Annotated in this window: 18 protein-coding genes; 12 read left to right on the top strand and 6 right to left on the bottom strand. The window is 60.3% G+C overall.

Features of this window, described 5'->3' with window-relative positions; all coding sequences use genetic code 11:
- Nucleotides 1-352 precede the first annotated feature (352 nt).
- Nucleotides 353-3,481: a transglycosylase domain-containing protein gene (locus ACPJXG_RS23085; RefSeq protein ID WP_425252457.1), complete on the top strand. Its 3,129-nt coding sequence runs from the start codon at nucleotides 353-355 to the stop codon at nucleotides 3,479-3,481.
- Nucleotides 3,482-3,531: 50 nt separating this feature from the next.
- Here ACPJXG_RS23085 and ACPJXG_RS23080 read toward each other — a convergent pair whose 3' ends face one another.
- Nucleotides 3,532-4,137, bottom strand: coding sequence for a glutathione S-transferase family protein (locus ACPJXG_RS23080; RefSeq protein WP_425252456.1), 606 nt, complete (start codon nucleotides 4,135-4,137; stop codon nucleotides 3,532-3,534).
- Nucleotides 4,138-4,268: 131 nt separating this feature from the next.
- On the opposite strand from ACPJXG_RS23080, the gene ACPJXG_RS23075 reads away from it, so the two are divergent.
- Nucleotides 4,269-5,621: a TAXI family TRAP transporter solute-binding subunit gene (locus ACPJXG_RS23075; protein ID WP_176388881.1), complete on the top strand. Its 1,353-nt coding sequence runs from the start codon at nucleotides 4,269-4,271 to the stop codon at nucleotides 5,619-5,621.
- A 139-nt stretch (nucleotides 5,622-5,760) separates the two neighbouring features.
- On the opposite strand, the gene ACPJXG_RS23070 is transcribed toward ACPJXG_RS23075, so the two are convergent.
- The 3 genes from ACPJXG_RS23070 to ACPJXG_RS23060 form a co-directional block, all read right to left on the bottom strand.
- A complete protein-coding gene (locus tag ACPJXG_RS23070) occupies nucleotides 5,761-6,045 on the bottom strand; it encodes an XRE family transcriptional regulator (protein WP_099400765.1) in 285 nt (94 codons plus the stop codon).
- Nucleotides 6,042-6,392 carry a type II toxin-antitoxin system RelE/ParE family toxin gene (locus tag ACPJXG_RS23065; RefSeq protein WP_099379381.1) on the bottom strand — a complete coding sequence of 117 codons (351 nt, stop codon included), beginning with the start codon at nucleotides 6,390-6,392 and terminating at the stop codon, nucleotides 6,042-6,044. Before ACPJXG_RS23065 ends, ACPJXG_RS23070 begins: the two co-directional genes overlap by 4 nt.
- 156 nt (nucleotides 6,393-6,548) lie before the next feature.
- Nucleotides 6,549-7,010, bottom strand: a complete 462-nt coding sequence (locus tag ACPJXG_RS23060; protein WP_070303347.1) for a rhodanese-like domain-containing protein — start codon at nucleotides 7,008-7,010, stop codon at nucleotides 6,549-6,551.
- A gap of 385 nt (nucleotides 7,011-7,395) precedes the next feature.
- Here ACPJXG_RS23060 and glnA point away from each other — a divergent pair, with 385 nt between their 5' ends.
- The 6 genes from glnA to ACPJXG_RS23030 all read left to right on the top strand — a co-directional run bounded on the left by glnA (nucleotide 7,396) and on the right by ACPJXG_RS23030 (nucleotide 14,728).
- Nucleotides 7,396-8,811 carry a type I glutamate--ammonia ligase gene (gene glnA / locus ACPJXG_RS23055; protein ID WP_029496182.1) on the top strand — a complete coding sequence of 472 codons (1,416 nt, stop codon included), beginning with the start codon at nucleotides 7,396-7,398 and terminating at the stop codon, nucleotides 8,809-8,811.
- A gap of 181 nt (nucleotides 8,812-8,992) precedes the next feature.
- A complete protein-coding gene (locus ACPJXG_RS23050) occupies nucleotides 8,993-9,475 on the top strand; it encodes a DUF4124 domain-containing protein (RefSeq protein ID WP_176388900.1) in 483 nt (160 codons plus the stop codon).
- A 5-nt stretch (nucleotides 9,476-9,480) separates the two neighbouring features.
- Entirely contained in the window at nucleotides 9,481-10,569 is a 1,089-nt protein-coding gene (gene glnL / locus ACPJXG_RS23045) for a nitrogen regulation protein NR(II) (protein ID WP_035825143.1), read from the top strand.
- 48 nt (nucleotides 10,570-10,617) lie between these two features.
- Complete coding sequence (gene ntrC, locus ACPJXG_RS23040) at nucleotides 10,618-12,108, top strand: nitrogen regulation protein NR(I) (protein ID WP_425252455.1); 1,491 nt, start codon at nucleotides 10,618-10,620, stop codon at nucleotides 12,106-12,108.
- 146 nt (nucleotides 12,109-12,254) lie between these two features.
- Complete coding sequence (corA, locus tag ACPJXG_RS23035) at nucleotides 12,255-13,220, top strand: magnesium/cobalt transporter CorA (RefSeq protein WP_034760218.1); 966 nt, start codon at nucleotides 12,255-12,257, stop codon at nucleotides 13,218-13,220.
- A gap of 134 nt (nucleotides 13,221-13,354) precedes the next feature.
- On the top strand, nucleotides 13,355-14,728 hold the full coding sequence (locus tag ACPJXG_RS23030) for an ATP-binding protein (protein WP_425252454.1): 1,374 nt from the start codon (nucleotides 13,355-13,357) through the stop codon (nucleotides 14,726-14,728).
- 15 nt (nucleotides 14,729-14,743) lie between these two features.
- Here the strand turns inward: ACPJXG_RS23030 and ACPJXG_RS23025 are convergent, their stop codons facing one another.
- On the bottom strand, nucleotides 14,744-16,372 hold the full coding sequence (locus ACPJXG_RS23025) for an NAD(P)/FAD-dependent oxidoreductase (protein ID WP_425252453.1): 1,629 nt from the start codon (nucleotides 16,370-16,372) through the stop codon (nucleotides 14,744-14,746).
- Nucleotides 16,373-16,876: 504 nt separating this feature from the next.
- Here ACPJXG_RS23025 and ACPJXG_RS23020 point away from each other — a divergent pair.
- Nucleotides 16,877-17,164 (top strand): hypothetical protein, encoded by a 288-nt coding sequence (locus tag ACPJXG_RS23020; protein ID WP_425252452.1) that lies wholly within the window; start codon nucleotides 16,877-16,879, stop codon nucleotides 17,162-17,164.
- A 702-nt stretch (nucleotides 17,165-17,866) separates the two neighbouring features.
- Nucleotides 17,867-20,899, top strand: coding sequence for a TonB-dependent receptor (locus ACPJXG_RS23015; protein ID WP_425252451.1), 3,033 nt, complete (start codon nucleotides 17,867-17,869; stop codon nucleotides 20,897-20,899).
- A 168-nt stretch (nucleotides 20,900-21,067) separates the two neighbouring features.
- Here the strand turns inward: ACPJXG_RS23015 and ACPJXG_RS23010 are convergent, their stop codons facing one another.
- Nucleotides 21,068-21,793: a 16S rRNA (uracil(1498)-N(3))-methyltransferase gene (locus ACPJXG_RS23010; protein ID WP_425252450.1), complete on the bottom strand. Its 726-nt coding sequence runs from the start codon at nucleotides 21,791-21,793 to the stop codon at nucleotides 21,068-21,070.
- Nucleotides 21,794-21,989: 196 nt separating this feature from the next.
- Between ACPJXG_RS23010 and tkt the strand changes: the two genes are divergently transcribed.
- Nucleotides 21,990-23,987, top strand: coding sequence for a transketolase (gene tkt, locus ACPJXG_RS23005; RefSeq protein WP_425252449.1), 1,998 nt, complete (start codon nucleotides 21,990-21,992; stop codon nucleotides 23,985-23,987).
- 76 nt (nucleotides 23,988-24,063) lie between these two features.
- Nucleotides 24,064-25,074, top strand: coding sequence for a type I glyceraldehyde-3-phosphate dehydrogenase (gene gap / locus ACPJXG_RS23000; protein ID WP_010395244.1), 1,011 nt, complete (start codon nucleotides 24,064-24,066; stop codon nucleotides 25,072-25,074).
- Nucleotides 25,075-25,089 lie beyond the last annotated feature (15 nt).

Here is a 25,089-nt window from a genome sequence, read left to right as displayed (position 1 = left end):
CCGGCGCCGGCGGCTTTTTCGCTGGCGTCCAGCCCGCTTTGCATCTATGTACGCAAGCGTACATTCCAAGACGTTGTTTTTTTGCGAAAATCTTCAATGAAGCAAGATTTTTGTGTGCGCTCGTCAGTCGTTTTCATGCCGATGTGGTGGAATGGTGAACAGGGGCCTTGCGTGTCGAACGCGGGGTCGCCTGCCTGTGCAGTAACGTGTTTTTTTGATTCACCGGTATGGACATCATGTTAAGCAAGCTTTGTTGTGACCGGCCCTGGCTGGCCCTCGTCTTATCCCGCGCGGAGCGGTATCGCTACCGCATTTCCCGCGCCGTCCAAACCCAACTTTATCCCAGCATCCCATGAAAGACACAGGCGTCAATCTGGCCGCGCAAGAGCGGCCCCCTTCTGATCCACTTTCCGACACGGGCGCCGAGGCGCCGCCGCCGGCAAGTCCGCCGAAGAAGCGCCGTTCGCGCATCTGGCCCATCTTTGCCCTCATCGCGCTGGCGCTGATCGCCGGCGTGGCATGGTTCGTCATGCGCGAAGTGCGCACCTCGGCCCTGCAGGCGGAGTTTTTCACGCGCCTGGACCGCCAGCTGGCGTTCAAGGTCGAGCCCGGCCCCGCACCGGCGGGCGCCATCCGCTATCCGCAGCACGGCCCGTATGACGAGCGGCTCGGCTATGCCAGCTTGCCTGACTTCATCACCAAGCTCAACGCGCGCGATTATGAAGTGACGGCGCAGGCGCGCATGTCGCCGAAGATGGTGCAACTGGTCGACCGGGGCATTTTTGCCACGTATCACGAGAAAAACCGCGCGGGACTGACGATTCTCGATTGCCGTGCCGCACCGCTGTTCGCGGCCAGCTATCCCGAGCGCATGTTCGATGGCTTTGCCGAAGCGCCGCCCGCGCTCGTGCAAAGCCTGCTGTTCATCGAAAACCGCGAATTGCTGGACCCGGGCACGCCCGAGCGCAATCCCGCCGTGGAATGGGACCGCCTGAGCAAGGCCGTCCTCGACAAGGCGCTGAACCTGTTCGGCGGCCACCGCGGTGGCGGCGGCAGCACCCTGGCCACGCAGATTGAAAAATACCGCCATTCGGAAGACGGGCGCACCAGTTCCATGCAGGATAAGCTGATGCAGATGATTTCGGCCAGCCTGCGCTCCTACCAGGATGGCGAAAACACGATGGAAGCGCGGCGCAAGATCGTCGTCAATTACCTCAACACCGTGCCGCTGTCGGCCAAGAGCGGTTTTGGCGAAGTCAACGGCATTGGCGACGGCATGTGGGTCTGGTATGGCCGTCCGTTTGCTGAAGTGAAAACTTTGCTCAAGGGTAATATGGACCAGCCGGGCAGTGCGCTGGCCTACAAGCAGGCGCTGAGCTTGTTGATCGCGCAGCGCCGTCCCTCGCATTACCTGGTGGCCGGCGGCGCCGACCTGGAAGAATTGACCAACAGCCATCTGCGCCTGCTGGCGCAAGCGGGGGTGATCTCGCCGCAGCTGCGCAATGCGGCCATCGCCGAAAAGCTGCGTCCGTCGACGGCTTCGGGCGTGCAATCGGAAGCATCGACCTCGTTCGTCACGCGCAAGGCCTCTAATGCCGTGCGCAACCACCTGGCCAGCATGCTCGGCGACCCGCGTTTGTACAACCTTGACCGCCTCGACCTGAAAGTGGTCAGCACGCTCGATGCGCAGGCGCAAAACGCCGTCACCAAGGTCTTGCGCGAATTGCGCGACCCGGAAGTGGCGAAAGCGGCCGGCTTGACGGGCAAAGGCATGCTGGGCAATGGCGACCCGGCCAACGTGGTCTACAGCTTTACCTTGCTGCAAAAGGGCGACCAGGCCAACTTGCTGCGCGTGCAGACCGATAACTACGACCAGCCGCTCGACATCAACGAAGGCGCCAAGCTGGACTTGGGTTCCACGGCCAAGCTGCGCACCCTGGTGACGTATATGGACATCATCGACCAGCTGCACCAGCGCTACAGCGGCATGGGTGCTAGCGAGCTGGGCAAGATCGCCGTCGATCCGAAGGACATGCTGTCGCAGTGGGCGATTGCCTATCTGAAACCGTTGGCGCTGGGCGAGGCGCGCAATCTGCCGGCCATGCTGGCGGCCGCCATGGAGCGCAAATACTCGGGCAACCCGGGCGAAGGCTTCTTCACGGGTGGCGGCTTGCATCATTTCGGCAACTTCTCCAAGCTCGACGACAGCCGCATCATGACGGTGCAGCAGGCGCTGCGCCAGTCGACCAACCTGGTGTTCGTGCGCCTGATGCGCGACGTGGCCCGCTACTACATGTTCTCGCGTCCCGATTCCTCGGCCTCGCTGCTGGCGGACGCGGACGATCCGCGCCGTGCCCAGTACCTGAGCCGTTTTGCCGACAAGGAAGGGCGCGAGTTCCTGCACCGCTTCTATCAGAAATACCGCGGCAAGAGCGTTGACGAGCAGGAAAAGATCCTGCTGGCCAGCATCCGCCCGACGCCCGTGCGCCTGGCGAATATTTTCCGCACCGTCAATCCGAAGGGGACCGTGGCGGAATTTGGCGATTTCCTCAACGCCAACTTGACGTCGCAAAACGAAGTGCCGCCCGAGCGCGTCGCCAGGATGTACCAGCAGTACGCGATGGAAAACTGGTCGCTGGCCGACCGCGGTTATCTGGCCAATGTGCATCCGCTGGAACTGTGGATGGTGGCGTATCTGCGCCAGCACGAAGGTTCCACCCTGTCGCAGATGGTGGCGGCCAGCGAGAAAGAGCGCCAGGAAGTGTATAAATGGCTGTTCAATACGCACCGCAAGCATGCGCAGGACCGCCGCATCGCCAACTTGCTGGAAGTGGAAGGGTTCCTGGAAATTCACCGCCAGTGGAAGAAGATGGGCTACCCGTTCGACTCGCTCGTGCCGTCGTATGCGACAACCCTGGGCGCGTCGGCCGACCGTCCCGCCGCGCTGGCCGAGTTGATGGGCATCATCATCAACGATGGCGTGCGCAAACCGAGCGTGCGCATCGATTCCATGCATTTCGCCGCCAACACGCCGTATGACACCATGGTCAAGCGGGGCACGAAGGTGGAAGCGGAGCAAGTATTGTCGCCGGACGTGGCCAAAGCTGTCGCCAAGGCCATCCGCGAAGTGGTGTCGGACGGCACGGCGAAGCGGGCGAAGACGGCGTTTGTCGGCGCCGACGGCGTGCCGATCCCGATGGGCGGCAAGACGGGCACGGGCGACCAGCGTTTCGACGTGTATGGCGCCGGTGGCCGCCTGATCGAGTCGCGCTATGTGAACCGTTCGGCCACGTTCGTCTTCAATATCGGCGAGCGCTTCTATGGCAGCATGACGGCGTATGTGCGCGGGCCGGAATCGAAAAACTATGATTTCACCAGCGCCTTGCCTGTGCAATTGCTGGTGTCGCTGGCGCCAAGCTTGATGCCGCTGATCGAGGCGCCCGCGCCGGCCGAAGGCGTGGCGAAACAGTGCACGAATTAGCAGCTGGCAGACAGTTGTGGCAAAACGCCGGCGTTCACGCCGGCGTTTTTTTAGCCGCCAAATTCGGCGGTTTTATCTTCCAGGCGCGCGTGATACGCGGCGATGGCCGGGTAGTCGGGGCGTTGCATCGGCGCCATCAGCCAGCGCTTGACGGACAGGCCCAGCACGATATCGGCCAAGGTAAATTGCTCGCCGCAGACGAAGGCACCCGTGCGCTGCAACTGCTGTTCCAGCACGCCCATCATTTTGTTCCATCCGGCAATACCCGTCGCCAGCTGCGCCGCATCCTGGTGCGCGGGGCTGTGGCGCACCAGCGACATGAAGGCGTAGCGCCAGCTGTTGTTGAGGTCACCCATTTGCCAGTCCATCCATTTTTCCACTTCCGCGCGGGCGCGGGGATTACTTGGCAGCAAGTCGTCGCGGCCCGCCTGGGCGCACAGGTAGCGGCATATCGTGTTCGATTCCCACAGCACCAGGTCGCCATCGAGCAGCACGGGCACCATGGCGTTCGGGTTCAAGGCCAGGAAGGCCGGGTCGTCAGTGGCGCGAAAGCCGCTGCCCCAGTCTTCGCGTTCATACGGCAGATCGAGTTCCTCGCACGTCCACAGGACTTTGCGGACATTGATCGAGGCGGCTTTTCCAAGAATTTTCAGCATGCGGGGCTCCGAAGGACAGGTGGTTGATCTTGCACTGTAGCGGATTTGGCCACGCCGCGCCTGCGAAAGTGCCTTGCATAGTTGAGGTTTTCTTGGCATCGTAGCCACCCATGAAACCTATGCGCCACCACATGTCCAAAATCCTCGCGTTCAGCCGCTTTTCCGTGCGCGATTTTCTCGCCACCGCCGGTCCCACCTTGCTGCTGGTTGGCGCGTTTTGCGCGCTCGCTTACTGGCTGGTCGACCCGGCGCCGCCACGCCAGGTGAGCCTGTCGACGGGGCAGGACAATAGCGCGTACGAAGAATTCGGCAAGAAATATGCGGCTACCCTGGCCAAACACGGCATCAAGGTGACCTTGCAACCGTCGCTGGGTTCGCAGGAAAACCTGCAGCGCCTGAACGCGGGCAAGACCGATATTGCTTTCGTGCAAAGCGGCTCGACGGAACACGACGATGCCGAGCGCCATGGCCTCATTTCCCTCGGCAGCCTGTTTACGGAACCCGTCTGGCTGTTCATGCGCGAAGACAAGGCCGTGACGGAACTGACGCAATTGAAGGGCCTGAAGATCAACCTGGGGCCGGAGGGCACGGGCGTGCCCGGCCTGTTCCGGCAGTTGCTGTCTGTGAATGGCGTCGAAGCGAAGGAATTGACGGTGAGCGACTTGCAAAACACGCCCGCCACGGTGGAGCTGCTGGAAGGGCGCATCGACGGTCTCGTGTTCAGCTCGGCACCGGAAGCGCCGCTGATCCAGATGCTGCTGCAAACGCCGGGCATCAAGCTGTTTGATTTTTCGCAAGCGGAGGCCTACACACGGCGTTTGCCCTTCCTCACGCATGTCGTTTTACCGCGCGGCATAGTCGACCTGGGGCAGAATATTCCCGCGCAGGATTATCATTTGATCGCGCCGACGGCTACCCTGGTCGCGCGCGAAGACTTGCATCCGGCGCTGATCGACCTGTTCGTGCAGGCGGCGGCCGGCATCCATGGCGGCACGGGCTGGTTCCAGCAGCAGGGGCAGTTCCCGTCCGCGCGCTACACGGAAATTCCCGTGGCGCCCGAAGCGCTGAAATTCTACAAGGATGGCGCGCCCGTGCTGCAGCGCTACATGAGTTTCTGGCTGGCCAATTTCTTTGACCGTATGTGGGTGCTGGTGGTGGCCCTGGGCGCGCTGATTTTACCGCTGTCGCGCGTGGTGCCGCCCTTGTACGTGTGGCGCATCCGTTCACGCGTGTACCGCTGGTATGGCCAGTTGCGCACGGTGGAGCAGGCGCTGGAAGACGTGCCGCCAGAGCAGCGTGCGCAAGTGTATGCGGCGCAATTGAAACGGCTCGACCAGATCGAGGAGATGGTCAACCAGATATCGATTCCCCTGTCGTTTGCCGATGGCCTGTATGGCTTGCGCAGCCACATCAATTTCGTGCGCAAGCGCATCCTGACCTTGATGGGCGAGCATCCTGCCGCCGAGGCGGGCGAGCCGGCCTGAGCAATTCACTCGCTTAACAACGCCTAATAAAAACCGTAGCGAGCGGAAGGAAGTTGTGGTTGAGAAGCGCAACTGTACAAAGGTACAGTGAGCATCGCAGACCGCAAATTACGACGCGTAGTAGGTTTTGATAGGCGTACTAAACGAGGGTGATCGACAGCTTGCGTCCCACCAGTGCGGCGGCCCGTTCCAGGGTCGAGAGCGTCACGTCGCTGCTGGGGTCGAGCAGGCGGTCGAGCTGCGAGCGGCTCGTCTGCAGCAGGGCCGCCATGCGCGTCTTCGACATCGATTGTTCCTGCATCGCCTGCGTCAATTGCCAGGCGATCACTTCCTTGATGGCGCGGTTTTGCGTTTGTTCGAAGATGCCTTCTTCCTTGAGGAAGTCGTCGAGACTGCTGCCGAGGTGGGGGGAGGTGGCGTTCATGTCAGTTCCTTGTAGCGTTTTCGGGCCAGCGCCAGGTCGTCATCGGGCGTGGCACGGGTTTTCTTGATAAAGCCGTGCAGCGCCACCAGACAATCGCCGTGATGGCAGATCAGCACGCGCGCGATGCGGTTGCCGGGCAGGCTGCTGCGTACCTCCGACAAGCCGTGTCCCAGGTGGCGGCACAAGGGCATGCCGACGGGCCAGCGCCATTGCGCATGCATCAAGTCTTGCCCGATCATATGGCGCTCTTCAACTGGCAAGGACTTGAGCCAGTCGCGCACGGGTTCGCCGCCATTGCCGTTCGCATAGAACAGCAGGGTAATTTGCCGCAAGCCGGAAGCATCCATGACGCACCTCTACGTTGTACTATATAAGGTACACGTTCGCAAGAAGAATTTGCGCCGCAGTTGAAAAAATCGGGCGCGCATGGATGGTTGTAGCCGATGGCGGGCCGCAAGGTGGCCCGCCAGATCAAACACTGTTCAGATAGTCAGTTGGCAGCGTCAGGCGCCCAGCCACGGCAACCCCGCCTTGCACCAGCCGCCGATCTGCTTGCGGTGGCCGTCGGCGTCCTTGTCGCCCTCGAAGCCTTCGAGGATGTCGAAGCAGTGCAGGTAGCCGTGCTCGGTCGCCAGCTTGGCGGCGTGGCGCGAACGCACGCCGGAGCGGCACAGGAACAGCAGCACCTCGTCCTTGCCGGCCTGGGCGGCCAGCTGCGCGAGGAAATCGGGATTCGGCACGCCACCGGGATAGGTGGCCCACTGCACCGCACCATGCTGGGTATCGGCGATGTCGACCCGGCCCACCCAGTCGCGCTCGGCATTCGTGCGCACATCGATGAGCTTGACGGCGGGATCGCCCTGCAGCAGGTCATACGCTTCCTGCGGCGTGACGGCGCCGGCATACGGCGTACCTTCATTGGCCCGGCTGCGGGCGGTGGTCAGGATGTCGGCGGCGGTGGTCATGGCGTCCTCGATGAAAGTGGGCAGGTGTGGACGATTATAGTGCGCCGTCCGCGCCTCGCAAACGGAAAACCATGGTGCATCGCGTATGCACCACAACGAGGCATTTTTCAAGAATCGGCACAAAATGCACGATAATGGTGCGTTATTCGTTTTTTGCACTTGCTTAGTGCATTCTTGATTTGACGCAAACGCAGCAGGAAAATCGCGGGCAGGAAAACTTTCACTGGCAAGGCCGGGTTTTGACCTGGGCCGCCACATCCCATCAGAAGCTGGCATGGAATCTGCTATGATCCTTATGAGTTTTGGTGGCACGCAATGTTTGCTTCGCTTCATCAGCCCAGACGCACTAAGGTCGGCTCACCCCACATTCATTTAGGAGATACGCATGGCAATGACAGCCGCAGAAGTCTTGAAGATGGTAGAAGAAAACGAAGTCAAATTCGTTGATTTCCGCTTTGCTGATACCCGTGGTAAAGAGCAGCACGTGACGGTTCCCGTGTCGCACTTCGACATGGACAAATTCGAGTCGGGCCACGCCTTTGACGGTTCTTCGATCGCTGGCTGGAAAGGCATTGAAGCGTCCGACATGATCTTGCTGCCGGATCCAAACACGGCCAATATCGACCCGTTCATGGAAGAAACGACCCTGTTCATGCAGTGCGACGTGATCGAACCGTCGGACGGCAAGGGCTACGACCGCGACCCGCGCTCGATCGCGAAACGCGCCGAAGCCTATCTGAAATCGTCGGGCATGGGCGACACCGCCTACTTCGGCCCTGAGCCAGAATTCTTCATCTTCGACAGCGTGCGCTGGAAGATCGACATGTCGGGCTGCTTCGTCAAGATCGGTTCGGACGAAGGTTCGTGGTCGACCGGCAAGGACATCGAAGGCGGCAACAGCGGCCACCGTCCTACCGTCAAGGGCGGCTACTTCCCCGTGCCACCAGTGGACAGCTTCCAGGACATGCGTTCGGAAATGTGCCTGATTCTCGAGTCCTTGGGCATCCCGGTTGAGGTACATCATCACGAAGTGGCCGGCGCCGGCCAGAATGAAATCGGCACCAAGTTCTCGACCCTGGTCGAGCGCGCCGACTGGACGCAAAACCTGAAATACGTGGTGTGGAACGTGGCGCACAGCTATGGCAAGACCGCCACCTTCATGCCGAAACCTATCGTTGGCGACAATGGTTCGGGCATGCACGTGCATCAATCCGTATGGAAAGATGGCAAGAACCTGTTCGCTGGCGACGGCTATGCCGGCCTGTCCGATTTCGCCCTGTACTACATCGGCGGCATCATCAAGCACGCCAAGGCACTGAACGCGATCACTAACCCGGGCACCAACTCGTACAAGCGTCTGGTACCAGGCTACGAAGCCCCAGTGAAACTGGCGTACTCGGCGAAAAACCGTTCCGCCTCGATCCGTATCCCGCACGTGGCCAATCCAAAAGGCCGCCGCGTCGAAGCGCGCTTCCCGGATCCACTGGCGAACCCGTACCTGTGCTTCGCCGCACTGCTGATGGCTGGCCTGGACGGCGTTGCCAACAAGATCCATCCGGGCGAAGCCGCCTCGAAAGATCTGTACCATCTGCCGCCAGAAGAAGACGCACTGATCCCGACCGTATGCGCTTCGCTGGAAGAAGCTCTGGATGCACTGGACAAGGACCGCGAGTTCCTGACCCGTGGCGGCGTGTTCAGCGATTCGATGATCGACGCTTACCTGGAACTGAAAATGCAGGACGTACAGCGCATGCGCATGACCACGCATCCTGCCGAGTTCGACATGTACTACTCGCTGTAATGGCGCCACGCCGGCAATGTGCCGGTAGTGAATAAAAAACGCGGGTGAGGCGATGGTCTCGCCCGCGTTTTTTTATGCAGTACCAATGCGGCGCCAGTACGGTGTTGTATAGTCGGCCAAGGATTGATACGGCACGAGCCGACAGGAGTGAAGATTGACCAAGCATTACAGAATGGCGCTGATGGCAGGATTGCTGGGCGCGGCGGCACAGGCGCACGGGCAGCTGTATGTCTGCGCCGATGCGCAAGGACACAAGACGTACACGGACAAGCGGGCTGGCGCGCATTGCCAGCTGCTCGATTTGCCGGGCGCCATGACGGAACCGCCACGCAGGACGGCGCCGCTGGCCGGCGCGCCGGCCCGGCCCGCCACGCAGGCGGCGGCCACGGCGGCGCCTGCCGCTGGCGCGTTTCCCAAGGTCGATGGCGCCGAGCAGCGCGCGCGCGACCTGGACCGGCGCCAGATCCTGCAGGACGAATTGCGCAGCGAAGAGCAGAAACTGGCGGCGCAGCGGCTGGAATTCAATGGCGGCCAGCCCGAGCGCCAGGGCAATGAGCGTAACTATGCGAAATACCAGGAAAGAGTGGCGCAGTTGAAGGACAACATTGGCCGGACACAGCAGAACGTCGAGGCCCTGAAACGCGAGATCGCGAATATTCGGTAAAGCACATGACACTAGACAACCACTCCAGCCGTCCCGCCCACCTGGCCGGCCTTGATTTGCTGGCCTCGGCCGTGATCCTGCTCGATGGCGATGGCCGCATCAGCTATGCCAACGCGGCGGCGGAAAACTTGCTGGAAAGCTCATTGAAGGCCTTGTCGCGGCAAAAGCTGACGGCGCTGTTCTTGAATCCCGAGGAGCTGGCCGGCATTTGCGCGCAGGCGCTCGAACATAAATTTTCCGACTTGCGCCAGGATCTGAGCCTGGAGCGCCTGGGGCGCGAACCGCTGCGCGTGCACAGCATCGTCAGCGCGCTCGACGCGCCGCGCGATGGCGTGCTGATCGAACTGCGCGAAAACGTGCAGCAATTAAAACTCGACCGTGAGGAGCGCATCCTCGACCAGAGCCAGGTCAACAAGGAGCTGATCCGCAACCTGGCGCATGAAATCAAGAACCCGCTGGGCGGCATCCGCGGCGCGGCCCAGCTGCTGGAGCTGGAATTGCCGGCCCTGCACCTGAGCGAGCTGCGCGAATACACGCAAGTCATCATCAAGGAAGCGGACCGCCTGCAAACCCTGGTCGACCGCCTGCTGGCGCCGCACCGCCGCCCGCATATCGTGGGCGACGTGAATATCCACGAAGTGTGCGAGCGCGTGCGCAGCCTGATCCTGGCCGAGTTTCCCAGCGGTCTGACCATTTCGCGCGACTACGACGCGTCGATTCCCGAGTTTCGCGGCGACAAGGAGCAATTGATACAGACCGTGCTCAACATCGCGCACAACGCGGCGCAAGCCCTGGCCGAGCGCATCGAAGCAGGCGATGCGGAGCTGATTTTCAAGACGCGCGTGGCGCGCCAGGTGACCCTGGCCAAGGTCCGTTACGGCCTGGCATTAGACTTGCATATCATTGACAATGGACCGGGCATCGCACCCCAGATCCGCGACCGGATTTTCTACCCGCTGGTGTCGGGCAGGGAAGGCGGCAGTGGGTTGGGACTGACCTTGGCGCAAACCTTCGTGCAACAGCACCTGGGCGTGATCGAGTGCGAAAGCCGGCCTGGATACACCGATTTCAGGATCGTTCTACCCTTGCCATAAGCGAGGCGGTATCCCACCCATGAAATCCATTGCGGGACGCACACACTAATGAAGCCAATCTGGATAGTTGACGACGACGAATCAATCCGCTGGGTGCTGGAAAAAGCCCTGGCGCGGGAAAATCTCGCCACCAAGAGTTTTGCCAATGCGCGCGACGCCATCGCCGCGCTGGAATTTGACACGCCGCAAGTGCTCGTGTCCGATATCCGCATGCCGGGCGCGTCCGGCCTGGAATTGCTGCAGACGGTCAAGTCGCGCTTTCCCGGCTTGCCAGTCATCATCATCACGGCCTTTTCCGACCTCGATTCGGCCGTCGCGGCCTTCCAGGGCGGCGCCTTCGAATACCTGGCCAAGCCGTTTGACATCGACAAGGCTGTCGAGCTGATCCGCCGCGCGCTGGAAGAGAGCCTGCGCGAGACGAGCGTCGAGTCGGGCCCGTCGGAAACGCCGGAAATCCTCGGCCAGGCGCCGGCCATGCAGGAAGTGTTTCGTGCGATCGGCCGTTTGTCGCAATCGAATGTCACCGTGCTCATCACGGGCGAATCCGGTTCCGGCAAGGAACTCGTGGCGCGCGCGCTGCACAAGCACAGCCCGCGCGCGGCGCAGCCGTTCATTGCCCTGAACACGGCGGCCATCCCCAAGGATTTGCTGGAATCGGAACTATTCGGCCATGAACGCGGGGCGTTTACGGGCGCGCAGACGACGCGCCGCGGCCGCTTCGAGCAAGCCGAGAACGGCACCCTGTTCCTCGATGAAATCGGCGACATGCCGTTCGACCTGCAGACGCGCTTGCTGCGCGTATTGTCCGACGGCCATTTCTATCGCGTCGGCGGCCACCAGCCCATGAAGGCGAACGTGCGCGTCATTACAGCCACGCACCAGAACCTTGAGCAGCGCGTGCGCGACGGCCTGTTCCGCGAAGACTTGTATCACCGCCTGAACGTGATCCGGCTGCGCCTGCCCAGTTTGCGGGAGCGGCGCGAGGATATCCCCATTCTGGTGCGCCACTTCCTGGTGCAAAGTGCGCGTCAGCTGGGCGTGGAAGCCAAGCGCATGAGCGAACCGACGATGCAGTTCTTGAGCAGCCTCGACTTGCCCGGCAATGTGCGTCAGCTGGAAAACCTGTGCAACTGGATCACCGTGATGGCGCCAGGCCAGACGGTGGAAATCAAGGACTTGCCGCTGGAACTGACACAGGGGCAGGGCGATGGCGCCGCCACGGTGGCGGCGAGCGACACTGCGCCGGCGGTCGTAGCCCATGCGCACGGCGGCCAGGTCTTCGAGGCGGCAGCGCCCGCCAACGGCGCGCCGCCGGGCTGGATTGGTTTACTGGAATTGCAGGCGGCCGGCATGCTGGGCGCGGGGCAGCAGGAAGTCATGGCCGTGCTGGGGCGGCAATTCGAGTCGGCCCTGATCAAGACGGCGCTCAAGCATACGCACGGACGCAAGAACGACGCCGCCGTGCGCCTGGGCATCGGCCGCAACACCATCACCCGCAAGATCTCCGAACTGGGCATCGACGGCGCCAAGGACGACTGATTGCCGTCCGGACGGGGCTTGCCCCCGTCCGCTTCCCCTCCTGGCGTTCCTCGCACGCCACAACACCCACAACAAGTGCAGTCGATAAGGTAAGCTGGCGCCTGCCGGACTGTTTCGTCCGGTGTTAACTTGAACTGTGGAATAGCATGCTCATAAACTGCGTGGCCTACCAGGATGGCAAAAAACTGGCCGACTTGCCGATCGACGACATCAGCGATTACGTCGAGCGCCCCGATTGTTTCGTTTGGGTGGCCTTGCTCGACGCCACGCCGGACGAGCTGAAACAGATGCAGCACGAGTTTTGCCTGCACGAACTGGCGGTGGAAGACGCGCAGCGGGGCCACCAGCGTCCGAAGATCGAGGAGTATGGCGATTCCCTGTTTGCCGTTGTGAAAACCGTGGAAATGGTCGAGAACGAACTGGTGCTGGGCGAAGTCGACATTTTTGTCGGCGCCAATTACGTGCTCTCGTCGCGCAGCAACAGCTCGCAAGGTTTCCTTGGTGTCCGCGCGCGCGCCGAGCGCGAACCGCACTTGCTGCGCCAGGGCTCAGCTTTCGTGCTGTATGCGCTGATGGACGCCGTCGTCGACCGATACTTTCCCGTGCTCGACGCGCTGGAATCGGAGCTGGAACTGATCGAGGACCGCATCTTCGACCGTGGCACCGAGCGCGACAATATTGAACGGTTGTATCAATTGAAACGCAAGGTCATGGTCTTGCGCCATGTGGTGGCGCCCCTGATGGAAGCGGTGGGCAAGCTGCACGGCGGCCGCGTGCCGCCGCTGTGCCACGATACCCAGGAGTATTTCCGCGATGTGCACGACCATCTGGCGCGCATCAACGGCACGCTCGACACCATCCGCGACACGATCAGCACGGCGATCCAGGTGAATCTGTCGATGGTGGCCATCGACGAGAGCGAAGTGAACAAGCAGTTGGCGGCCTGGGCCGCTATTTTTGCCGTGTTCACGGCGTTTGCCGGCATCTGGGGCATGAATTTCAAATTCATGCCGGAGCTGGACTGGCATTACGGCTATCCGGCCGCCGTGGCAGTGATGAGCTGTGTCTGCGGTTATATGTATTACTTGTTCAAGCGTTCCGGCTGGCTGTAAAAAATTCCTGTGTATCTGTATTATTAAGCAATAGCCAGGGGTACAATCGCGGCAGGTCCGCTGGGGCGGGCCATGGCTGAGAGTCGCCGCGCCGGCAGGTGTGCCTGCGCTTGCGGTGCCGTGCAGGAGCATTCATGAGTATTCCGTTGTTTGATGTGAATTCGCAAGAACCCCTGTTCGATGCCGAGCAGCGGCGCACCCTGGCGGAAGCGGCCCTGCGCTCGATCACCGCCTCGACGGCGCACGCCCGTGGCGACGACTTCCTGCGCATTCTCGTCAAAGACCTGGCCGAAGCGCTCGACGTGCACTATGTGATCGCCGGGCGCCTGGTGCGCCTGGACGATGGCAGCGAAGGCATCCGCACCCTGGCCCTGTGGGGCGGCGATGGCTACCAGCCGAATATCGAATACAGCCTGCAGCACACGCCTTGCCAAGACGTCACCTGCCAGAGCATGTGTTTTCACGGCAGCGACATCCAGCGTCGCTTTCCATTCGATAGCCTCCTGGTCGACATGCGGGCCGAAAGCTATGTCGGCATGCCGCTGATCGATACCGATGGCAAGACCCTGGGCATCCTGTCGGCCATCGACACGCGGCCCATCGATGAAAACAAGCGTTTGCTGGCCTTGCTGCTGCTGTCGATCTTCTCGGCGCGCGGCGCGGCCGAGCTGCAGCACCAGGAACGCACCCGGCAGCTGGAAGAAATCGTGCGCCAGCGCAGCGAATCGCTGCTGGCGGCGCAGGCCAACCTGATCGAGCAGGAGCAGATGGCGGCCCTCGGTTCGCTGGTGGCCGGGGTCTCGCATGAAGTCAACACCCCCATCGGCGTGGCGCTGACGGCGGCCTCGAGCATGGGCAGCTATGCCGACCAACTGGTGCAACTGCTGGGCGGCGCCAAGGTCAGCCGCGCCGAACTGATCGACATTGCCGAGTCGCTGAAAGGCGCGGCGGCCTTGATTGAACGCAACCTGGCGCGCGCTGCCGACCTGATCGGTAATTTCAAGCAGCTGGCCGTGGACCAGGTCAGCGAATACGTGGCCGATCTGGCCCTGCACGACTACGTGCACGGCCTGGTGTCGGCGCACAGCCCGGAACTGCGCAAGGCGGCGCTGGGCGTGGAACTCGATATCGCGCCCGATTGCCAGGTGCGCCTGGCGGCCGGCAAGCTGTCGCAAATCCTCTCGAACCTGCTGATGAACAGCGCCCGCCACGGCTATCCGCAGGGCGGGCCGGGGCGTATCACGATACGCGCGCGCATCGAGGCGGACGGCGATGAGGCGGCTACGCGCTGGCTGTTGCTGGAATTTTCCGACGACGGCATCGGCCTGGCGCCGGCCGTGCGCGAACACATGTTTGAACCGTTTTTCACCACCAAGCGGGGCCAGGGCGGCTCCGGCCTGGGCATGCACATCGTCTACACGATCGTGCAGCAACTGGGCGGCCAGGTGTGCGCCATCGACAGCACACCCGGCTGCCATATACAGATCAGGCTACCGCTGGCAGCCTGATCTGCTGTACGGACCTCAGGCGGCGGCCATCGACAGCGCTACCGCCTCTGCCACTTTGATGCCATCGACGGCCGCCGACAGGATGCCGCCCGCATAGCCGGCGCCTTCGCCAGCGGGGAACAGGCCGCGCGTGTTCAGGCTTTGCAGGTTGTCGTCGCGGCGCTTGATGCGGATCGGCGACGAGGTACGCGTTTCCACGCCCGTCAGCACGGCGTCGGCCTTGTAGTAGCCCTTGATCTGCTTGTTGAACGCCGGAAACGCTTCACGCAGCGCCGTGATCGCGTATTCGGGCAAGGACGGCGCCAGGTCCGTCAAGTGCACGGCCGGCTTGTACGACGGCACCACGCTGCCAAATTCCGTCGAGGCGCGGCCAGCGACGAAGTCGCCAACCAATTGCCCCGGGGCATCGTAGTTGCCGCCGCCCAGGGCAAACGCGCGCTCTTCCAGTTCGCGCTGCAGGGCGATGCCGGCCAGCGGGTCGCCCGGGTAGTCGGCCGGCGTGATGCCGACGACGATGGCGCTGTTGGCGTTGCGCTCGTTGCGCGAATATTGGCTCATGCCATTCGTCACCAGGCGGCCCGGCTCCGAGGCGGCAGCCACCACCGTGCCGCCCGGGCACATGCAGAAGCTGTAGACGGAACGGCCATTGCTGGCGTGGTGCACCAGCTTGTAGTCGGCCGCGCCCAGGATCGGGTGGCCGGCGCTGGGGCCGAAGCGGCAGCTGTCGATCAGCGATTGCGGGTGTTCCACGCGGAAGCCGATCGAGAACGGTTTCGCTTCGATGTACACGCCGCGCTTGTGCAGCATCTCGAAGGTGTCGCGCGCGCTGTGGCCGATGGCCAGCACGACGTGGTTGCTGGCGATGGTTTCGCCATTGTCCAGCACCACGCCACGCACCTGGCCGCCATCGGCGCCCGGCACGATGTCGAGATCGACTACTTTGCTGCTGAAGCGGTATTCGCCGCCCAGTTGCTCGATGTTCGCGCGCATTTCTTCCACCATCTTGACCAGGCGGAAGGTGCCGATGTGCGGCTTGCTCACATACATGATTTCTTCAGGCGCGCCCGCCTTGACGAATTCCGTCAGCACCTTGCGGCCGTAATGCTTGGGATCCTTGATCTGGCTGTACAACTTGCCGTCCGAGAAGGTGCCGGCGCCGCCTTCGCCGAACTGCACGTTCGATTCCGGATTCAGTTCGCGCTTGCGCCAGAAGCCGAAGGTGTCGACCGTGCGTTCGCGCACCTGCTTGCCCCGTTCCAGGATGAGGGGACGCAAGCCCATCTGCGCCAGGATCAGCGCCACGAACAGGCCGCAGGGGCCCGTGCCGATGACGATGGGACGCGGTTCAGTGCTGTGGCCGGCCAGCTGTTCGCCGCCGGCGACGAATTTGTAGTCGGTATCGGGCGCGGGCATCAGGTGCACATCGTGCTGCAGGCGCGCCAGCACGGCTGCTTCATTTTTGACGTCCACATGCAGCGAGTAAATCAACACCACGGCGCTGCGCTTGCGCGCGTCATAGCTGCGTTTGAAGACGGTAAAGCCGAGCAAATCGGCGGCGGCTATGCCCAGGCGCGCCAGGATGGCGGCAGGCAGGGCCGCTTCGTCGTGTTCGAGGGGGAGTTTTACTTCGTTGAGTCGCAACATGGTGTCTATCCGAAAAGTGCAGGGCTCCGTATCTAGCGGAGAGTGGGCAGCCGCGTGGCGCGGCGCAAGGCGGCATTTTACTCCTTCTGGCACGCAATGCATGGCTGCCCGGGCGGATGTCGGGCCATTTTCCTGCCCCATGGAAGTTGCCGGCGGCCGGGTTCAGCGCAAGAGGCGGCGCTTCCCCTGACGTCATGGTGGCATCGGCTACATGAGGCGATGGCATGACAGCAAACTTCCGCAATGCACCATTTGGGTGCGCCAGCCTGTCGTTGAACAGCCTCGGCTGGCATTTGCAATGCGGTAGGCAAACTCTGCCTGAAAAGTTGATGGCGAGGTGTTTTACCTGTCTTTGAGCACAGTTCATTTTGTGTGCTGGGGAGCTGTTTTTGCACGCTCAAATTACATACGTCCGGGCATTGGTTGACCAGAGGGTTTTTTAGCGGTCAAATAAATTGATTATCAATATGTATAGGCAAATTCTGAATTTTCTTGCCAAGTTGAATGGACAAGAAGTGCAGCAGCGATACGGGGAGAGGGGATTTTTCGCAGCCTCGGGAAGGCTGCCATCGTGGCATGGCATGGCATGGCAGCGTGCTGCTGGCGCTGCCACATTCGCGCTTCGCGCGCGTGAAGGATGCTGCGCACCGGCACCGGCCATCCAAACCTGCTTTTTATTTTAAATTATTACGTTCAATAACTGCGGAATTATTTAATGCGATTCTCCTCGAATGGCGAGGCTATTGCATTTCCGAGTTAATTGCTTTTGATTATGCAGATATGATTTTTTGATGGCGCTGATTTTTATTTATCAGAGGCGGAAATGCAGGGCGCACTTCTATTTGTTGTTTATTTAAATATCGAATATAAAAATTCTACAGCGGGATTCCGATAACTACTGGTGCATCTAATAACTTATATTCAAATGTGAATATTCTCTTTGGGGATATTCATACAATGTAATTGAAAACTTAAGATTTGAATAGTTCAATTCCATTGTGTGTTGTCAATCTGCAACAGGCCTGCCGCCATCCCACAGGCTTCGCGTGCTTGAAAGGCAGGGTTCCAAGGGCTGCAGGTGCGCCACGGCAGGCATTTCAGCTTGTGGCCATGCACGCGAGGCGCGCGCAACGTCATGTGTTTTTAAACAATAATTTTTCGCATATTAATATGCGTTTTTTGCAGCGCATCAAAATGGTGCATTGCCGCACAATCTTGGACGCATTTGCCATTTTTCCCGCTCCGTTCATTTTGTTGTATCTTTGCATCATATTTTTCTCCTATGTTGACAGTGAACAATCGCCTATGGTTTTATGTATCGCTTAGGCAAGTAGGTTTTTCCTGTTTTGTCTGAAGCCTGTCCTATCAGTGGCGGGGGAGTGTCAAGTCATCAAAAACTAAAACCGGAAATAAAAACGTATTAAACATGATTTAGTGCTTAAATTTACCAAGCAACTCTACCAGAGACGCTTAATCTAATAATTAGGAAACCACATGTTGAGAAAAACTGTTTTAGTACGTGCCCTGGCGCTGGCCTTCAGTGCCGGCGCCATGTCCACGATGGTCGTAGCGCCTGTCATGGCACAGTCGAATGCATCCGGTACGATTTACGGTACGGTTGATGCGCCTGCTGGTACCAGCGTAGCGCTGCACAACCTGGATACGGGTTTGAAGCGTACGGCTAGCGTTGAATCGAATGGCCGCTACACGGCTACCGCATTGCCTATCGGTCACTACAAGATCGACTTGGTACGTGACGGTAAGGTTGTCGAATCGAAAGAAGTCGACATCGTGATCGGCCAAGGTGTGGACGCCTCGTTCAATTCCAAAGTTCAAGCCGTGCAAGTGACCGGCCGTCGCAGCCGGATTGACGTCTCGAATACGAATAACGGTGCGGTGTTTACCGCCAAGGAACTGGCCGCCCTGCCAATCGCTCAAAACGTCGGCGCCATCATTCAACTGGCTCCAAATACGACCCGTGCCGATTCCCGCTATGCGGGCGGCGCCAGCTTCGGTGGTGGTGGTGCGTCTGAAAATGCTTACTACATCAACGGCATGGTGGTAACCAATGCGTTGACGCAGCTCGGTTCATCGGAACTGCCATTTGGCGCGATTGCGCAAGCGCAAGTGCTGACTGGCGGCTATGGCGCTGAATTCGGCCGTTCGGTTGGTGGTGTGGTCAATATCACCACCAAGAGCGGCACGAATAACTGGGAAGTTGGCGGTCAGATGAGCATCACGCCAAATGGCGCACGTGCCAAGGCGCGCAATGGCTACTATCCAATCACGGGCGATGCGGTCAATGCTGGAACCGACGGCAAGATTTTGTTCAACCGTGAATACAACAAAACCGACAGCAAGCAGTTTTCTGGCTATGTCGGCGGTCCGATCATCAAGGACAAGCTGTTCATGTTCATTGCTGCGGAAACAACGCGCACTGACCGTGACTACATCAACCTGGCGTCGTCCAATACCGCTGCGCCTACCACTGGCTGGGGCGAATCGAAGGCCAAGGTTGACCGCTATCTGGGCAAATTTGACTGGAACATCAGCGACAACCATCGTCTGGAATTGACGTTGATCGGTGATACGCCAAAAACCGACGTGCAATTGTCCGGTTTCGACTACAAGAATAATTCGCGTAACGGCGTCGTCGCGTCCAGAGAGCACTATTCGAACATTGCCGCGATTGACGGCGGTAATGGCGGCGAAGCGCAAGTGCTGAAGTACACGGGTAATATTACCGATGACTTCACCGTTTCCGCATTGTATGGCATCAATACCTCCAAGCACTCGAACACCTACGACGGCTACGACATCAATACCAAGCTGTTCCAGGTTCAAGCCCCGTTGGCTGCCCGCGCTGATGGCGTGACGTATAACTCGAAGCAGCCACTGATCAACTTCATCGGGCCACCAGGCGCGAAAGACAAAACCAAGTCCTTGCGTCTGGATCTGGAATACAAACTGGGCAGCCACACCTTGCGTGCCGGCCTGGATCAAAACAAGCTTGAGTCGATCAATGCGGGTGAGTTCCGTGCCGGTGGCGGTCTGTATATCTACCGTTTTACCAAGACGCCAAATACGCCGATCAACCTGGGTGACCAGAAAAAAGCGGTGTCCAGCGGCGGCGGCCTCGGTACGAAGGGCTACTATGGTAGCGAGCACATTCTGAACACTGTGACGAATGCGTATTCGGATCAGGATGCCCAATACATCGAAGATCTGTGGCAAGTTAACAAAGATGTATTGGTGACGATCGGTTTGCGTAACGAAGGCTTCACCAACAAGAACGGCGAAAACGTCAAGTTCATGGAAATGAAGAACCAGATCGCTCCGCGTCTGTCCGCTTCGTGGGACGTGAACGGCGATGCCACCTTGAAAGTATTCGGTAGCGCAGGCCGTTATCACCTGCAAATCCCGACCCACCTCGCCGTGCGTGGCGCCAGCCGTTCGCTCAATACCACCCAGTACTTCACGTACACGGATGTTGATGCCAACGGTGCGCCTATTGGCCGTGTCAATCTGACCGATCCATACTCGTCGAACAATGAGTACTTCCAGCCTAAAGATGCGAAAACGCTGTCGGCAACCAACCTGCGCCCTACTTACCAGGACGAGTTGACCATCGGCTTTGAAAAGGCGTTTTCGCCTTCGCTGAACTTCGGTGCCAAGGCAACCTACCGTACTCTGGGCGCCACCATCGACGATTTCTGCGATGGCCGTCCGGTTGCAGCATGGGCTGCGCGTAACAAGATTGATACCTCGAACTACGGTGGTTTCGGTTGCGCCAACTTCAACCCAGGCGAAGCGAATACCTTCCTGGTGGACTTTGCTGGCAATGGCAAATACACCAAGGTTAACCTGAGCAAGGAAGATCTGGGCTTCGACAAGGCCAAGCGTACCTACGCTGCAGTTGACCTGTTTGCTGAACATCCATTCCGCAATGGCTGGTATGGCAAGGTTAACTACACGTGGTCGCGCAGCAAAGGTAATACCGAAGGTCAGACGCTGTCCGATCTGGCACAAACCGACGTGGCAGCGACGCAGACCTGGGACTTCCCTGAGCTGATGGTTGGCGCGTATGGCTTGCTGCCAAATGATCGCACGCACCAGATCAAGGCTTACGGCTTCTACGAGCTGACGCCACAATGGAGCGTGGGTGGTAACTTCCTGGCGGCGACCGGTCGTCCGAAGAACTGCCTGGGTAACAACGAAGAAGTCGATGGCGATTTCGGTTATCAATCGGCTTACCACATGTGCAATGGCGTGCCATCGCCACGCGGTGCCTTGGGTAAATTGCCAGCAGATATCCGTCTGGATGCGAACGTTGCATTCAAGCCTGCACAAGTCAAAGGCCTGGTCTTCAAAGTTGACGTGTTTAACGTGTTCAATCGTCAGGCTGTGCAAACCATTGACGAAACGTACAACAGCGGCACCAACGTGTCGCCTACCTACAACCGTGCCATCAGCTACACGGCACCACGTAGCATGCGTCTGACTGCTGAATACAACCACAAGTTCTGATAGTTCGTGGTTGAAGCCGCACCGTTTTCCGGTGCGGCTGGCAGGAAAGATAAAAAACCCTGCAAGCGTCATGCTTGCAGGGTTTTTTCATGTCTGAACGTTGATATTTGTCGTTTTAACTGGCGAGCGCGGAAAAGTGCCGCGCAGGGAGGGGATCGGATCCCGTTCTTACATCCCGCCCCACAATGCCGCCAAGGTGGCCAGCGCCGTCAGGCCCGCCGTTTCCGTGCGCAGGATGCGCGGGCCCATGCTCAAGCCGATGGCGCCGGCGGCCAGGGCCGCCTTTTCTTCCGCTTCCGAAAAGCCGCCTTCCGGGCCCACCATCACGGTGATGGCCTGCGGCGGCTGGTGGCGGGCCCAGTCGGCCAGCGACTGCTCCGCGCGCGGCGTCAGGATGATGCGTTTGTGTAAGTCTTGCTGGCGGCTCCAGCTATTAAAATCTTGCAATGGCGCCAGCTGCGCCAGGCGGTTGCGTCCGCTTTGTTCCGAAGCGGAAACGATAATGCCTTGCCAATGCGCGAGTTTTTTCTCGGCCCGCTCGGCGGACAAGCGCACGACGCAGCGCTGCGCCGACAGCGGCACGATGCCCGCCGCGCCCAGTTCGATGGCTTTTTCGATGATCCAGTCCATTTTGGACGCTTCCGGCAGCGCCTGCGCCAGGGTCACGGCGTAGGGCAGCTCCGCTTCGCGCGCCACGTGCGTCTGGATGTCAGCCGTCACGCTGCGCTTGGCAACCGCCACCAGGCTCGCCTGCACTTCGCCGCCTTCGCCATTGAACAGGGTGATGACGTCGCCCGGCGCCAGGCGCACGACCTGGATATGGTGGGCGACAGCCTCCGGCAGGGCGATGGTGGTGCCGGCAACGAGCGGCTGGGGGCAGAAAAAACGCGGCATGCAAATCCTCAACGGGGGTATATGTGGGGTGGAAAGACGTCAAAGTATAGCCATTTGGCTGGCCAGTACGCCGCAATTCTAATTTGCAGCCCCCTAGTCTGGTAAAATAGTTGACTACATAAAGCAGCCGGCCTGGGTTCTTTCTTGTCCGTGCTGTTGCAAACGAATCCCAAACTCGCGACTGACCCACACCATCATGACAACTACGCTCCCGACTACCAAAATGGCCAATGCGATCCGCGCACTGGCAATGGACGCTGTACAAAAGGCCAACTCCGGCCATCCAGGCATGCCGATGGGCATGGCCGAGATCGCGGTTGCCCTGTGGAGTGGTCACTACCGCCACAATCCCGCGAATCCAAAATGGCAGAACCGCGACCGTTTCCTGTTGTCGAACGGCCACGGCTCGATGCTGCACTACGCGCTGCTGCACCTGACCGGTTACGAGCTGTCGATGGAAGACATCAAGGCCTTCCGCCAGATGCATTCGAAAACCCCGGGCCACCCGGAAGTCGATATCACGCCAGGCATTGAAACGACTACCGGCCCGCTGGGCCAGGGCATCGCCAACGCCGTCGGCATGGCCCTGTCGGAGCAATTGCTGGCTGCCGAATTCAACAAGCCAGGTCACGACATCGTCAACCACTACACCTACGCTTTCGTCGGCGATGGTTGCCTGATGGAAGGTATTTCGCACGAAGTATGCGCGCTGGCCGGCACCCTGGGCCTGAACAAACTGATCGCCCTGTACGACGACAATGGCATCTCCATCGACGGCAAAGTCGAAGGCTGGTTCACGGACGACACCCCGGCCCGCTTTGAAGCCTATGGCTGGAACGTCATCCGCGCCGTCGACGGCCACGATGTTGCCGCCGTGGCTGCCGCCATCGCCGCCGCCAAGACCGCATCGAAGCCAACCCTGATCTGCTGCAAGACCATCATCGGCAAGGGTTCGCCGAACCTGCAAGGCGGCGACAAGGTCCACGGCGCTGCGCTGGGCGACAAGGAAATCGCCGCCGTGCGCGAATACATCGGCTGGGATGCCGCGCCATTCGAGATGCCGGCCGACGTGTACGCCGCCTGGGATGCGAAAGAGCAGGGCGCCCTGCTGGAAGCGGACTGGAACGAGCGCTTTGCCGCCTACGGCAAGGAATTCCCGCAGCAAGCCGCTGAATTGTCGCGCCGCATGCAGGGCGACTTGCCGCAGGCATTCGAAGCGGCCCTGAGCGCCGCCATCGCTTCCTGCGTCGAAAAGAAAGAAAACATCGCCACCCGCAAGGCCAGCCAGAACGCCATCCAGGCACTGGCCTCGTCCCTGCCGGAATTTTTGGGCGGCTCGGCCGACCTGACCGGTTCGAACCTGACCAACTGGAAAGAGTGCGTGGCCGTGCGTTCGGGCCAGCCTGGCAACCACATTAACTACGGCGTGCGCGAATTCGGCATGAGCGCCATCATGAACGGCATCACCCTGCACGGCGGCTACATCCCGTTCGGCGCCACGTTCCTGACGTTCTCCGACTACAGCCGCAATGCCCTGCGCATGGCCGCCCTGATGAAGCTGCGTTCGATCTTCGTGTTCACCCACGACTCGATCGGTCTGGGCGAAGACGGTCCGACGCACCAATCGGTCGAGCACGTCTCGTCGATGCGTTTGATCCCGAACCTGGACAACTGGCGTCCATGCGACACCGTCGAGTCGGCCGCTGCCTGGGGCGCCGCCGTGCGCCGCAAGGATGGCCCGTCGACCCTGATCTTCTCGCGTCAGAACCTGCCATATCAAGAACGTAGCGCCGAACAGATCGAGAACATCTACCGCGGCGGCTATGTGCTGAACGACGTGGCGGACGCCAAGGCGATCCTGATCGCCACCGGTTCCGAAGTGGAACTGGCCGTCGCCGCCGCCAGCGCGCTGGCTGCCGAAGGCATCGCCGTGCGCGTGGTGTCGATGCCGTCGACCGACGTGTATGACCGTCAGGACGCCGCCTACAAGGCCAGCGTGCTGACGAAAGGCGTGCCGCGCGTGGCCATCGAAGCAGGCGTGACCAGCTTCTGGTACAAATACGTGGGCCTGGAAGGCGCCGTGGTCGGTATCGACACGTTTGGCGAATCGGCTCCGGCTGGCGTGCTGTTCAAGCACTTCGGCTTCACGGTCGAGAACGTCGTCGCCAAGGTCAAGGCCGTTATCGCTGGCTAATATTGATTTTTAACGGCCCTGGCGATGTGCTCGCCGGGGCCGTGCATGTACCTTCTTTTTTAATCAGGAGCAGAGTATGACGATCAAAGTTGCAATCAATGGCTACGGCCGCATCGGCCGTAATGTATTGCGCGCTTTCTACGAAGGCGGCAAGAAACAGGATATCCAGATCGTTGCCATCAACGACCTGGGCGATGCCAAATCGAACGCCCACCTGACCCGCTACGACACCGCGCACGGCAAGTTCCCAGGCACGGTCACCGTCGAAGGCGACAACATGATCGTCAATGGCGATCCGATCCGTGTATTCGCACAGCGCAATCCGGCTGAAATCCCATGGGGCGAGCTGGGCGTGGACGTCGTGCTGGAATGCACGGGCTTCTTCACCACCAAAGAGAAAGCTTCGGCTCACTTGAAGGGCGGCGCGAAAAAAGTCATCATTTCGGCACCAGGCGGCAAGGACGTCGACGCGACCGTCGTGTTCGGCGTCAACCACTCCGTGCTGAAATCGACCGACACCGTCATTTCGAACGCGTCGTGCACCACCAACTGCCTGGCACCGCTGGTCAAGCCACTCAACGACGCCATCGGCATCGAAACGGGCCTGATGACCACCGTGCACGCCTACACCAACGACCAGGTGCTGTCCGACGTGATGCATGAAGACCTGCGCCGCGCCCGTTCGGCCACCATGAGCATGATCCCGACCAAGACGGGCGCCGCCGCCGCCGTGGGCCTGGTGCTGCCTGAGCTGAATGGCAAGCTGGACGGTTTCGCCATCCGCGTACCGACCATCAACGTGTCGCTGGTCGACCTGTCCTTCATCGCCAAGCGCGACACGACCGTGGAAGAAGTCAACGCCCTGATGAAGGCCGCGTCGGAAGGCGCCTTGGAAGGCATCCTGACGTACCAGACCGAACCACTGGTCTCGATCGACTTCAACCACAACCCGGCTTCGTCGAACTTCGATTCGACCCTGACCAAAGTGTCGGGCCGCCTGGTGAAAGTATCGTCGTGGTACGACAACGAGTGGGGTTTCTCGAACCGCATGCTCGACACCACCGTCGCACTGATGTCGGCCAAGTAATTTTTTGACCGCATA

This window comes from Janthinobacterium sp. NFX145, from assembly GCF_049810325.1.
Taxonomy (GTDB): Bacteria; Pseudomonadota; Gammaproteobacteria; order Burkholderiales; family Burkholderiaceae_D; genus Janthinobacterium; species Janthinobacterium rivuli.
This window is presented reverse-complemented; position numbering and strand designations above follow the sequence as displayed.

What these genes read in the sequence shown, in the direction of transcription:
- ACPJXG_RS23025 (WP_425252453.1), bottom strand. Translation starts at nt 16,372, where the DNA reads ATGTTGCGACTCAACGAAGTAAAACTCCCCCTCGAACACGACGAAGCG.
- ACPJXG_RS23070 (WP_099400765.1), bottom strand. Translation starts at nt 6,045, where the DNA reads ATGAACGCCACCTCCCCCCACCTCGGCAGCAGTCTCGACGACTTCCTC.
- tkt (WP_425252449.1), top strand. Translation starts at nt 21,990, where the DNA reads ATGACAACTACGCTCCCGACTACCAAAATGGCCAATGCGATCCGCGCA.
- ntrC (WP_425252455.1), top strand. Translation starts at nt 10,618, where the DNA reads ATGAAGCCAATCTGGATAGTTGACGACGACGAATCAATCCGCTGGGTG.
- glnL (WP_035825143.1), top strand. Translation starts at nt 9,481, where the DNA reads ATGACACTAGACAACCACTCCAGCCGTCCCGCCCACCTGGCCGGCCTT.
- ACPJXG_RS23050 (WP_176388900.1), top strand. Translation starts at nt 8,993, where the DNA reads ATGGCAGGATTGCTGGGCGCGGCGGCACAGGCGCACGGGCAGCTGTAT.
- glnA (WP_029496182.1), top strand. Translation starts at nt 7,396, where the DNA reads ATGGCAATGACAGCCGCAGAAGTCTTGAAGATGGTAGAAGAAAACGAA.
- corA (WP_034760218.1), top strand. Translation starts at nt 12,255, where the DNA reads ATGCTCATAAACTGCGTGGCCTACCAGGATGGCAAAAAACTGGCCGAC.
- ACPJXG_RS23060 (WP_070303347.1), bottom strand. Translation starts at nt 7,010, where the DNA reads ATGACCACCGCCGCCGACATCCTGACCACCGCCCGCAGCCGGGCCAAT.
- ACPJXG_RS23065 (WP_099379381.1), bottom strand. Translation starts at nt 6,392, where the DNA reads ATGGATGCTTCCGGCTTGCGGCAAATTACCCTGCTGTTCTATGCGAAC.
- ACPJXG_RS23030 (WP_425252454.1), top strand. Translation starts at nt 13,355, where the DNA reads ATGAGTATTCCGTTGTTTGATGTGAATTCGCAAGAACCCCTGTTCGAT.
- gap (WP_010395244.1), top strand. Translation starts at nt 24,064, where the DNA reads ATGACGATCAAAGTTGCAATCAATGGCTACGGCCGCATCGGCCGTAAT.
- ACPJXG_RS23015 (WP_425252451.1), top strand. Translation starts at nt 17,867, where the DNA reads ATGTTGAGAAAAACTGTTTTAGTACGTGCCCTGGCGCTGGCCTTCAGT.
- ACPJXG_RS23080 (WP_425252456.1), bottom strand. Translation starts at nt 4,137, where the DNA reads ATGCTGAAAATTCTTGGAAAAGCCGCCTCGATCAATGTCCGCAAAGTC.
- ACPJXG_RS23075 (WP_176388881.1), top strand. Translation starts at nt 4,269, where the DNA reads ATGTCCAAAATCCTCGCGTTCAGCCGCTTTTCCGTGCGCGATTTTCTC.
- ACPJXG_RS23085 (WP_425252457.1), top strand. Translation starts at nt 353, where the DNA reads ATGAAAGACACAGGCGTCAATCTGGCCGCGCAAGAGCGGCCCCCTTCT.
- ACPJXG_RS23020 (WP_425252452.1), top strand. Translation starts at nt 16,877, where the DNA reads ATGGACAAGAAGTGCAGCAGCGATACGGGGAGAGGGGATTTTTCGCAG.
- ACPJXG_RS23010 (WP_425252450.1), bottom strand. Translation starts at nt 21,793, where the DNA reads ATGCCGCGTTTTTTCTGCCCCCAGCCGCTCGTTGCCGGCACCACCATC.